The sequence below is a fragment of the Mangrovihabitans endophyticus genome (assembly GCF_014646155.1).
GTDB classification, from domain to species: Bacteria; Actinomycetota; Actinomycetes; order Mycobacteriales; family Micromonosporaceae; genus Actinoplanes; species Actinoplanes endophyticus.
This window is the reverse complement of sequence record NZ_BMMX01000017.1, coordinates 123,677-134,280: the sequence shown is the minus strand read 5'-3', so window position 1 is coordinate 134,280 and position 10,604 is coordinate 123,677. Positions and strand designations below refer to the sequence as shown.

Here is a 10,604-nt window from a genome sequence, read left to right as displayed (position 1 = left end):
GGCGGGCGGCGAGCGGCCGGCGGGCGGGCGGCGGGCGGCGGGCGGCGGGCGGCGGGGTTTCGCCGGGCGAGGGTGCGGCCTGCGCCTTAGACTGGGCGCGACGACTTAGACTGGGCGCGACGACCCGTCCCCGAGCTGCCCGCCGCTGAGGAGATGTGACTGAGCCCCGCCGCCCGACGGACGACCAGCGCCGGTCCGGCACCGGCTCGTCCGACAGCTCGGTGCGCACCACCCGGCCACGACGCCCCGACGACACCGCACAGGTCGACCGCCTCGCCGAGGCGTTGCGTTCCGCGCCCGTGGTGCGGAGCGTGCAGTCTGCTCCGGTCATCCGCTCCGCCTGGCAAGCATTGCCGGACCGGGCCCGGCGCGGCGCCCGCGCGGCCGGCCGGCTGTCGCTGCGGATGATCCATGAAACGGTGAGCGACCGGCTGCACGGTCTCGCCGCCGAGGCCAGCTTCTGGACCATGCTCTCGCTGCCGCCTCTGCTGCTCGCCCTGATGGCGCTCACCGGGCAACTGGGCGCGGTGCTCGGCGCCAACTTCGCCAACCAGGTCGCGACGGCGCTGCTCAACTGGGCCGACGGCGTGTTCACCGACCAGACCATGCAGCAGGTGGTTCGCCCGCTGATTGTCAGCACGCTGCGCGAGGGCCATTCCGGAGTGCTGTCGCTGAGCCTCCTGATCGCCCTGTGGAGCGGGTCGGCCGCGCTGAGCAATTATATCTCGGCCATCACCGTCGCGTACGACATGGAGGGCCTCCGCAGCTTCTGGCGTACCCGCCTACTCAGCCTGAGCCTCTACCTGGCCGCGCTGGTGATCGGCACGATCCTGCTGCCGATGCTGGTGCTCGGCCCGCGCGTGCTGTCCCAGATGCTGTCCGGACTGCCCGACTCCGCCCTGACCTGGCTCGTCTCCGCCGGATACTGGCCGGTGGTGTCCTTGCTGTCGTTGCTGGCGCTGACCTCGCTCTACCACGTGGCGGTGCCGGTCCGCACCCGGTGGCGCCGGGACGTGCCGGGCGCGGTGCTGGCCCTGCTGATCTGGACCGCGGGCAGCGTCGGGCTGCGCACGTACCTCGGCTCGGGCATGCGCAGCGACGGAGGCCCGGCAGCGGCGCCGATCGCCATCCTGCTGTTCTTCTTCGTGACCGCGCTGGCGGTGCTGCTCGGCGCGGAGTTGAACGCCACGATCGACGACATGTGGCCGGAGCCGGCGACGCAGGAGGGACGCCGCACGGCACGCGAGCAGCAGCGCGCGCGTCGCGAGCGGGAGGACGAGCACCGGCAGGAGCCGGACGAGCCGGGCGAACCGTAGCCTGCGCACCTCACCAGCGGGCTACGGCTCGCGCCCGGTGGACGCGGCGTGGACCGCGCACGCCGACACGCCTGCGCGCGACTGCTCCGCACCACGTCACGCGGGATGTTATCGCTAACAAGATTGCGACCCAGAGAATGGTTGAGCGACATCGGCGATGACTACTTCGCAGCTTAACGCCGTTCAGTCGTTTGCAAACCGCTGCAACACCTTGACGAACTTCGATTGTTAACGGGAACATCATGCGACTGGCGTCGGTGACGTTCCCCCGCCGCTCGCGCACGCCACCGAAACCGCGAGGACCGGCCGGGCGACCGACGCATGCGCCACTCACCGTGCAGCCGCAAAGGAGGAACAACCACCTCAGAAGGGAACGAAAACCAGAAAGGAAAGCACGCATGCGACTCCCCGCTCCCGCCGGGCCGAGACCGCCGTCGCGACGCCACCGGATCGCGCTGGCGGTCACCGCCCTGGCAACCACCCTGGCCGCCTCCGCCGTCGCCCCGGCGTCGCCGGCGTCCGCCGCCGCCTACCCTGATCCCGGCCGGGTCACCGGCGACATCACCGTGCACGATCCCAGCGTGGTGATCCGTCCCGGCGGCGGTTACCTGGTCGCGCACACCGGCAACGACATCTCGCTGAAGACGTCCAGCGACCGGATCGCCTTCCGCAACGCGGGTTCCGCCTTTCCCGGCGGCGCGCCGTGGACCACCGCGTACACCGGTGGAAGCCGCAATCTGTGGGCACCGGACGTCTCGTACCGTAACGGCCGCTACCTGATGTACTACTCGGCCTCCACCTTCGGATCGAACCACTCGGCCATCTTCCTGGCCAGCAGCGCCTCGGGGGCGTCGGGTAGCTGGACCAACGAGGGTCTGATCGTGGAGTCGCGCACGTCGGACGACTTCAACGCCATCGACCCGAACCTGTTCGTGGACGCCGACGGCCGGTGGTGGCTGAGTTTCGGCTCGTTCTGGTCCGGCATCAAGCTGATCGAGCTCGACCCTGCCACCGGACGGCGTGCGGGCACGAGCATCCGCAGCATCGCCGGGCGCGGCGGCGGCGCGATCGAAGCGCCGTTCATCGTCCGGCGCGGCGGCTACTACTACCTGTACGTGTCGTTCGACCTGTGCTGCCGGGGGGCCTCCAGCACGTACCGGGTGATGGTGGGCCGCGCGACGAGCGTGACCGGACCGTACGCCGACCGCAACGGCACCCCGATGACCGCCGGCGGCGGCACCGAGGTGCTCGCCGGGCACGGCAGCGTGCATGGTCCGGGCCACCAGGCGGTGCTCGCGGACGCCGACGGGGACGTCCTCTTCTATCACTACTACGCGGACAACGGGACGGCGCTGCTCGGCATCAACCGCCTCGCGTACGACTCGGCCGGCTGGCCGTTCGTCTTCTAGAAGGAGTACCCATGCTCTCCCGCTCTCCCTGCGGTGGCCGCGCCCGGCGATGGCGCGCCGCCCTGATCACCGTCCTGTCCGCGGCGGTCGCCGCCGTCGGCGCGGTAGCCGTCGCACCCGTCGCGTCGGCCGCCACGGTGGACACGTCCGCGTGGTACGTGTTCGTCAACCGCAACAGCGGCAAGGCGATGGACGTCTACAACCTGGCCACCGCCGACGGCGCCGGCATCGCCCAGTACACCCGCAACGACGGCGCCTGGCAGCAGTGGCAGTTCGTCCCGGTGGGCAGCGGCTACTACCAGATCCGCTCCCGGCACAGCGGCAAGCTGCTGGAACTGCCCAACGCCATCGACGGCACCCAGCTCATTCAGAACTCCGACAACGGCAGCACCCGGCAGCATTTCGCCCTGCGCGACTCCGCCGACGGGTACGTCCGGTTCGTCAACCGGCACACCAGCAAGGTCCTGGACGTGTGGGAATGGTCCACCGCGGACGGCGCGATCATCTCCCAGTACGCCGATCTGGACGGATACAACCAGCAGTGGCAGATGATCCCGGTGGGTTCGGCAACCCCGCCGGCCGGCGACTGCGGCAGCGGCTCGTATCAGGCGGAGGCCGTCCTCAGCGGCTCCACATGGACCGCCCGCACCAGCGGCGGTTCGGTGGTCTACACCGGCTCGGACACCCGCGCCGCGGTGCAGGCCGCGATCGGCGCGCTGCCGTCCGGGCGTACCAGCAAGCAGAAGGTCGTGGTGCGCGGCTCCGGCTCGATCAGCGCGGGCAGCCGGATCTCTTTGCCCAGTTACACGGCGCTGGAATGGTGCGGGACCGTCAACGTGACCGGGTCCGGGTCCGGTGATCAGGCGCCGGTGTACGCCCGCGGCGCGCATGACATCGAGGTCACCCGGATCGCCATCACCGGCAGTCCGCTGTACGGCATCTTCGCGCGCAACGTGGACAACATCGTGCTCGGGCAGATCGACATCCGGGTGTCCGGTGGTCTGGGCGTGCGCATCGACAACCACGGCGACACGTCGGTGAAGTCGCGCAACGTGCGCATCGACACCGTGTACGTGCAGGGCACCAGCACGCACGGTGTGGAGACGTACGGGGTGGACGGTCTCACCGTGGGGACGGTGACCGCCCGCGACACCGGTGGTTCCGGGCTGCTGCTGAACGATACGACAAACGCCGAGGTGGGCACGGTCGACGGACAGGGCGCCGGGACCGGCACCGGGTACGCCGCGTTCCGGATGGCCAACCGCAACGGTCGCGTCGGCAGCTCGTACCCGACCAACATCCACGTCGGCTCGGTGGTCGCCCGCGGCGGCGGCCGGGGTGTCTTCTGCGTCTCCGAGTCCGGCGGCGCGGTCATCGACCGGGTGGACATCGCCGGCACCGGAAGCAACTCGATCCTGATCGAGAACTGCTACAACGTCACCATCGCCGGGCAGTCCGGGACGGTGAACGGATCGGACGTGCGGCTGGCGGCGCGCACCGAGTTCGCCCCCAACGCCGACATCACGGTGCAGAACCTGACCCTGGTGAATTCGGCGATCAACGAGAACCCCTGCAACGGTTCGAACATCGTGATCCGCAACATCACGCTGCAGAACTCGCAGATCAACGACTGCTGACATGCCCGGGGGCGCCGGCCGAGCCGCAAGCCGGCCCGCGCCCCCGGAGTTCCTCACCCCTGGGGCCGCGGCGACGCGCCGGGCGGTGGCCCGGTGGACCGGCCCAGATAGGTGATCGGTCCCGGGTCGGGCACCGGAATCCGGTGGAACCCGAGCCGGTCGTAGAAGCCGCGCGCCCGGGTGTTCGCGGTCACCATGCCGATGTGCAGGGCGGGCGCCCCGGCGCGGGCGGCGGCGGCCAGGAACGTCTTCAGCAGCCGCCGGCCGTGCCCGGCGCCCTGGTGCGACGGGAGCAGATCGATGTGCAGGTGGGCCGGGTAGCCGGCCAGCTCGGGCAGCAGCATCCGCTCCGGCCGGTGGTGCAAGGCGATCATCTCCTCGTCCGGCGTGGCCGGCGGGCGCGACGGTGCCGGATACCGGTCCGCCAGCCGCGGAATCCACCGCGTGCGGTACGCGCGGACGAACGCGGCCGTGTCCGCGGTGCCCACCACGTAGCCCACCGCCCGGTCCCCCTCGGCCAGCACGAACGCCAGGTCCGGCTCCAGATGCAGGTAGGGCCCGGCGAACAGGTCCGGCATGAGGTCGTCATGTGCGTACGCGCCGCGGGCGTCGCCGCCCGCGGCCGCCGTACGGACGCAGATGTCGTACACCGCGTCGTGATCGGCATGCCGATACCGCCGGATCGTCGTGCCCGTACGGTCCCCCGATGGCGTGTCGTTCATGGCTCGCAACGGTACGGCGTGCAAGCGCTTGCACCGCAAGCCCTCGTTGTCAGGCGCTCCGCCGGGGCACCAGGGCGGAGCGGTGCACGACGGCGAGGCCGGGGTCGGCACCACCGGACAGCAGGGTGCCCACCGCACCGGCCACGATCTGTTCCACCGGATGGGTGGCGGTGGTCAGCGGGGGCCGTCCGAGTTGTGCCAGCGGCACGTCGTCGAAGCCGATCACGGCGACGTCGTCCGGCACCCGGCGGCCGCTGTCGGCCAGCGCCTCCAGCACGCCCAGCGCGGTGAGATCGGTGCTGGCCACCACCGCGTCCAGATCCGGCCAGCGGCGCAGCGCGGCCACCGCGCCGGCCCGTCCGCTGGCGGTGCTCAGCCCGCCCGCGACGGTCCGGACCGGCCAGCCGTGACCGGCCATCCCGTCGCGGTACGCCGCGTACGGGCGGCGCATGCTCGGCACCCACGCCGGACCGGTCAGCATGGCGATCCGGCGGCGACCGCCCGTGACCAGGTGCCGCAAGCTCGCCCGCATCGCAGACGGGGTGTCCACGTCGTGCGAGGGCACCCGGTCGAAGCCGGGGCCGATCACCGCGATCCGGCCGCGCAGCCCGGCCGGGGCGGCATCGAGCAAGCCGCGGCTGTGGTTGACCAGCAGCACGCCGAGCACGCTGCGATCGCCCGCCAGGTCGGCCAGCCCGGTGGCGTCGCCGGGCCGGATCCACGCCGCGGACACTCCGGCGCCGTGCTCGCCCGCCGTGCGCGCGGCGGCGCTGATCACCCGGCTGGCGTACTGGTCGGCCAGCATCCATTCGTGGGTGGCCACGAAACCGATGACGATGCGGTGACCACGGCGGCGCGCCAGCGAGACGGCCAGCGGATTGGGCACGTAACCCAGGGCCGCCGCGGCCCGCAGCACCTCGGTTCGCGCGTGCGACGAGGCGGATCCGCGGCCGCTCAGCGCCCGGGAGGCGGTGGCGGTGGACACGCCCGCCGCCGCGGCGACGTCGGCGAGGGTGGGCGGCGGTGACGCGGAGCGAGACGGCATCGGCTCCCCCTTTCGTGCCTGGCATGGTACGTCCGGGCGGGGCGGCTTCAGATGCTCATGCCGCCGTCCACGGCGATCGTCGCGCCGGTGAGGAAGGTGCTGCCGCCACCCGCCAGGAAGAGCACCACCCGGGCGATCTCGTCCACGTCGGCGTGCCGCCCCAGCGGGATGTGCGCGTCGAACGCGGCCGCCGCGGCGTCCGGGTCGGCGCCGGTGACCGCCTGCTCCACGGCGCGCTGGAACGCGGTGCCGGTCGGGCCGGGATGGATGGTGTTCACCCGGATGCCCCGCGCGGCGCACTCCCGGGCGGCCACCCGCATCAGCCCCACCTGGGCGTGTTTCGCCGCGGCGTACCCGGCGATGCCGGGGTCCGCGGTGAGGCCGACCACGCTGGAGTTGATGATCACGCTGCCGCCGTCGCGCATCGCCGGCAGCCCGTACTTGAGCAGATGGAAGGCGCCGCACACGTGCACCCGCAGCACGTGGAGGAAGTCCGGCTCGGGGTAGTCGGTGAGCGGCGCCACCGGCCCGCTGATCCCGGCATTGCTGAACAGCACGTCCAGCGGGCCGCACCGGCGCCGGGCCGCGGTCACCGCGGAGCGGACCGCCGCCGGGTCGGTCACGTCGGCCACCGTCCATCCGGTGTCCAGCTCGGACGCCGCGTGCTCCAGGGCGGCGGCGTCCAGGCCGACCAGATGCACCCGTGCCCCCGCCGCGGCCAGGCGGCGGGTGGTGGCCAGCCCGATGCCGCTCTCCGCGCCGGTGACCAGCGCCGCCTTCCCGGCCAGGTCCGCCTCGGTGTTCCCGGTCATCCTCAACTCCCGTTGACGGCGGTGCTCAGACGCTGCTCGGTCAGCTCGGCGCCGCGCAGCTCGCCGGTCGCTTCGCCGCGCTGGAACACCACCACCCGATGGCACAGCTCGGTCAGTTCGGCCAGGTCGGTGGAGGCGAGCAGCACCACCCGGCCGGTGGCGGCCAGGTCGCGCACGATGTCGTGCATCTCGCCGCGTGCTCCGACGTCCACGCCGCGGGTGGGGTCGTCCAGCACGATCACCGACGGGTCGGTGTCCAGCCACTTGGCGAACACCACCTTCTGCTGGTTACCGCCGGACAACTCGCCCGTCCGGCCGTCGATGTCGCCGTGGAAACGCATCCGCCGCAGGTTCGCCTGCGCTCGCGCCCGCAACGACCGCCGGTGCTGCCACCACGAGCCGCGGGCCGCGCCCAGCCAGCGCACGGCGGTGGCGTTCTCCCACACGGTCTGGTCGAGCATCAGCCCGAAGCGTTTGCGGTCGCCCGGCACGAAGGCGACGCCCTGCCGGACGGCGTCGCGCACCGATCGCGGGGTGCCTCCGCCGGGCAGCGTCACCCGGCCGGAGGCGGGCCGCCGCAGACCGCACACCACGTCCAGCACCGCCCGGTGCCCGGCGCCCTCCAGGCCCGCCACACCGACGATCTCGCCCGCCGCGACGCTCAGCGACATGTCGGTCACCGCGCCGGGCACCGTCACGTGCGACAGGGTCAGCGCCGCGGCGTCCGGGACGGCACCGTCGTGGGCCGTTCTCTCCGGGTCTCCGGCGACCGGATCCGCCGTGGCGCCGGCGGGTGCGGGTGCGGGTGCGCCGTCGCCGAGCATCGCCCGCACCAGGTCGTCCAGGCTGAGCCCGCCGGCGCGCTCTCCGCGCAGCGCCGGGCGGCCGTCGCGCAGCACGCTGACCCGGTCGGCCATCCGGCGCACCTCCTGCAGCATGTGCGAGATGTAGAGCACCGCGATGCCGCGGGCGGCCACCTGACGCAGCACCGTCTCCAGCCGGTCCACCGCGGCCGGGGGCAGCGCGGATGTCGGCTCGTCGAGCATCAGCACCCGGGGCGTGGCGAGCAGGGCCCGGCACACCTCCAGGAGCTGCCGGTCGGCGAGGTTCAGGCCGGCCACCGGCGCGTGCACCGGCACGTCGTCCAGGCCCAGACCGGCCAGCACCGGCGCGGCCCGGCGCTCCATCTCGGCGGGGCTGAGCAACCCGAAGCGGCGCGGCAGCGCGGTGACGAACAGGTTCTCCGCGACGCTCAGGTCGGGGAACAGGCTGAGCTCCTGCGCCACCATCGCGATGCCGCGCGCCGCCGCGTCCCGCGGCCCGGTGAACCGCGTCGGGGTTCCGTTCAGGGCGATCTCGCCGCCGTCCGGGCCGAGCGCGCCGGACAGGATCTTCACCAGCGTGGACTTGCCCGCCCCGTTCTCGCCGACCAGCGCGTGGATCTCACCGCCGCGCAGTTCGAGGTCGGCGCCGTCCAGCGCGGTCACCCCGCCGTACCGTTTGACCAGCCCGGTCGCGTGCAGCATCAGCGGGCCTGGGCGAGCGGTTTGACGTGGGCCGGCGGATCGGCCAGCAGGGCGTCGATCTCCTTCTGGTATCCGGCCTTCGCCGCGGCCGGGCTGCTGCCCCGCTGGATGACCTGGGCGACGTTGTCCGCGGTGACGACCAGGCCGGGGCTGACGAACCACCCGGAGGGCAGCTCCGCCTCGCCGCGGACCGAGTCGATCAGCAGGCTGGTGGACAGATACCCCTTGAGGTAGTGCTCCGGATCGATGGTGGCGAAGTTGGTGCCGTCCTTGACCGCCTGCAGGGTCTTGTCGTCCACATCGAACCCGGCGGTCAGCCAGTCGCCGTTCTTCTCCTGCTTGAGCCGCGCCAGGTCATAGCTGTCGGCGTCGCCGACGCCGAGGAACGCCAGCGCGTCCGGGTGCGCGTTCACCAGCGAGGACCAGGCGCTGTAGTTCTTGGTGGGTTCGCTGTAGGTCTGGAACGGGCCGAGCACGCGGATGCCGGGTGCCTTCGCCGCCAGCGTCTCCTTGATCCCGGCGGCGCGGTTGTCCAGCACCGGGGTGCCCGGGTTGGGCACGCCCACCACCACCGTGCCGGAGGCGTCGGCGGGCAGCTTCGCCACCAGTTCGGCGGCCATCTTCGCGCCCAGGTCGTAGTTGTCGTTGCCGACGTAGAACTCCACCTTGCTGCCGTCGGTGGGCGCGGTGTCCAGCGCGACCACCGGCACACCGCTGTCGATCGCCTCGGCAGCCGGGCGGGTGAAGATCGGTGGGTCCAGGTTCTCCAGGACCACCCCGTCACGCGCGGTGGTGACCAGGTTCTGGAACATCTGCACCTCGGCCGGGCCGTCGGTGTCCGGCGGGCCGACGACCTGGAAGTCCACGTCCCCGTCGTCGGTGGCGGCCTGCTTGGCGCCGTCGGCCATCTCGATGGCGAAGTTGAGGCTGATGTTGGCCACGGCCAGGCCCATGCGCAGGCGGCCGGTCCCGGTGCCGGAACCGGCGTCGTCGCCGCAGGCGGTGAGGGTGAGCGCCAGGCAACAGGCGCCGGCGGCGAGCAGCCGCCCTTTCCCGGATGGCATGTGCGGTCCCTTTCCTTTCTCCGCGCCGGGCGCGGACCTAGGAGGTGCGGGTGCGGTATCGGCGCAGGGCGGCGTCGGCGGCCACGGCCACCAGGATGACCGCGCCGGTGGCGAAGCTCGTCCAGTTGATCGGGATGCGGAAGAACACCAGTGCGGCGGTCACCACGGCCAGGATCAGCGCGCCGACGACGGCGCCCGGCACCGAGCCGCGCCCGCCGGCCAGCGGCGTCCCGCCGATGATGGCCGCCGCGATGGCGGTCAGTTCGAATCCCTCGCCCAGCGTCGGGTCGCCGGACAGGAAGAACGCCAGGGCCAGCGTGCCGGCCAGGCCGGCGGCCAGCCCGGACATGGTCATCGCCTGAATGCGGATGCGGTCCACCGGCAGGCCGGTGAGGGCGGCGGCGTCCGGGTTGGAGCCCACCGCGCGCACCTGGGCGCCGAACCGGGTGCGGGTGAACACCACCGTCAGCACCACCCCGGCCAGGACCAGCACCAGGAGGGCGGACGGCACGCCGAAGAGGCGCCCGCCGAGGTCGACGAAGAACGAGCTCTCCCGCGGCACCTCGAAGATCTGCTTACCGGCCGCGAAGGCCAGCGCGATGCCCCGGAACAGCAGCGCGGTGGCGAGCGTGACGATGAACGACGGGATCCGGGCGTACGTGGTGATCACCCCGTTGACCGCGCCCAGCCCCGCGGCCATCAGCAGAATGATCGGCGCGGCCAGCCAGGGCGGGACGCCGTCGCGCATGAGGACCGCGCCGACCACCATGGTCAGCGCGAAGTTGCCGCCGACCGACAGGTCGACCTCGCGCATCGCCAGCGGAAACACCATGCCCGCCGCCATCAGTCCGACGTAGACGGCGTTGCGGCCGGTGGACAGCAGGTTGTCCGGGTCGAGGAAACCGGGGCGGAACACGCCGACGCCGACGATCAGCAGCACCAGGACGGCCACCACGCCCGTCTCGTCACGCACCAGCCGGGAGAGCCGGCGACGGCGGCTCGGCGGACGTGGCGAAGCGTCGCGGGTCTCGGTGGTCAGCGACTGGGTCATGGCCGTCCGCTTCCCGTGTCCG

At 72.4% G+C, this 10,604-nt stretch carries 9 protein-coding genes; 3 read left to right on the top strand and 6 right to left on the bottom strand.

Translation table 11 applies throughout. From position 1 onward, the window contains the following. The first annotated feature begins 155 nt into the window (after positions 1-155). The 3 genes from IEY73_RS19250 to IEY73_RS19240 all read left to right on the top strand — a co-directional run bounded on the left by IEY73_RS19250 (position 156) and on the right by IEY73_RS19240 (position 4,362). A complete protein-coding gene (locus IEY73_RS19250; protein WP_189080635.1) occupies positions 156-1,316 on the top strand; it encodes a YihY/virulence factor BrkB family protein in 1,161 nt (386 codons plus the stop codon). 398 nt (positions 1,317-1,714) lie between these two features. Continuing rightward, positions 1,715-2,725: an arabinan endo-1,5-alpha-L-arabinosidase gene (locus IEY73_RS19245; RefSeq protein ID WP_189080634.1), complete on the top strand. Its 1,011-nt coding sequence runs from the start codon at positions 1,715-1,717 to the stop codon at positions 2,723-2,725. An 11-nt stretch (positions 2,726-2,736) separates the two neighbouring features. Next, positions 2,737-4,362, top strand: coding sequence for an RICIN domain-containing protein (locus tag IEY73_RS19240; RefSeq protein WP_189080633.1), 1,626 nt, complete (start codon positions 2,737-2,739; stop codon positions 4,360-4,362). Positions 4,363-4,415: 53 nt separating this feature from the next. On the opposite strand, the gene IEY73_RS19235 is transcribed toward IEY73_RS19240, so the two are convergent. From IEY73_RS19235 to IEY73_RS19210, 6 genes are read right to left on the bottom strand one after another with little or no spacing between them, the layout of a single operon-like run. Continuing rightward, a complete protein-coding gene (locus IEY73_RS19235; RefSeq protein WP_189080632.1) occupies positions 4,416-5,084 on the bottom strand; it encodes a GNAT family N-acetyltransferase in 669 nt (222 codons plus the stop codon). Between the two features lie 49 nt (positions 5,085-5,133). Continuing rightward, entirely contained in the window at positions 5,134-6,129 is a 996-nt protein-coding gene (locus IEY73_RS19230) for a LacI family DNA-binding transcriptional regulator (protein WP_189080631.1), read from the bottom strand. A gap of 47 nt (positions 6,130-6,176) precedes the next feature. Next, positions 6,177-6,941, bottom strand: a complete 765-nt coding sequence (locus IEY73_RS19225) for an SDR family NAD(P)-dependent oxidoreductase (RefSeq protein ID WP_189080630.1) — start codon at positions 6,939-6,941, stop codon at positions 6,177-6,179. A gap of 2 nt (positions 6,942-6,943) precedes the next feature. After that, the gene (locus IEY73_RS19220) at positions 6,944-8,467 is read right to left on the bottom strand and encodes a sugar ABC transporter ATP-binding protein (protein WP_189080629.1); all 1,524 of its coding nucleotides are present in this window, start codon (positions 8,465-8,467) and stop codon (positions 6,944-6,946) included. Then, positions 8,467-9,531: a sugar ABC transporter substrate-binding protein gene (locus IEY73_RS19215; RefSeq protein WP_189080628.1), complete on the bottom strand. Its 1,065-nt coding sequence runs from the start codon at positions 9,529-9,531 to the stop codon at positions 8,467-8,469. Before IEY73_RS19215 ends, IEY73_RS19220 begins: the two co-directional genes overlap by 1 nt. 37 nt (positions 9,532-9,568) lie before the next feature. Further along, a complete protein-coding gene (locus IEY73_RS19210) occupies positions 9,569-10,582 on the bottom strand; it encodes an ABC transporter permease (protein WP_189080627.1) in 1,014 nt (337 codons plus the stop codon). Positions 10,583-10,604: the final 22 nt, after the last annotated feature.

Coding starts and splice junctions, on each gene's coding strand:
- IEY73_RS19245 (WP_189080634.1), top strand. CDS start 1,715: ATGCGACTCCCCGCTCCCGCCGGGCCGAGACCGCCGTCGCGACGCCAC.
- IEY73_RS19240 (WP_189080633.1), top strand. CDS start 2,737: ATGCTCTCCCGCTCTCCCTGCGGTGGCCGCGCCCGGCGATGGCGCGCC.
- IEY73_RS19235 (WP_189080632.1), bottom strand. CDS start 5,084: ATGAACGACACGCCATCGGGGGACCGTACGGGCACGACGATCCGGCGG.
- IEY73_RS19230 (WP_189080631.1), bottom strand. CDS start 6,129: ATGCCGTCTCGCTCCGCGTCACCGCCGCCCACCCTCGCCGACGTCGCC.
- IEY73_RS19225 (WP_189080630.1), bottom strand. CDS start 6,941: ATGACCGGGAACACCGAGGCGGACCTGGCCGGGAAGGCGGCGCTGGTC.
- IEY73_RS19220 (WP_189080629.1), bottom strand. CDS start 8,467: ATGCTGCACGCGACCGGGCTGGTCAAACGGTACGGCGGGGTGACCGCG.
- IEY73_RS19215 (WP_189080628.1), bottom strand. CDS start 9,531: ATGCCATCCGGGAAAGGGCGGCTGCTCGCCGCCGGCGCCTGTTGCCTG.
- IEY73_RS19210 (WP_189080627.1), bottom strand. CDS start 10,582: ATGACCCAGTCGCTGACCACCGAGACCCGCGACGCTTCGCCACGTCCG.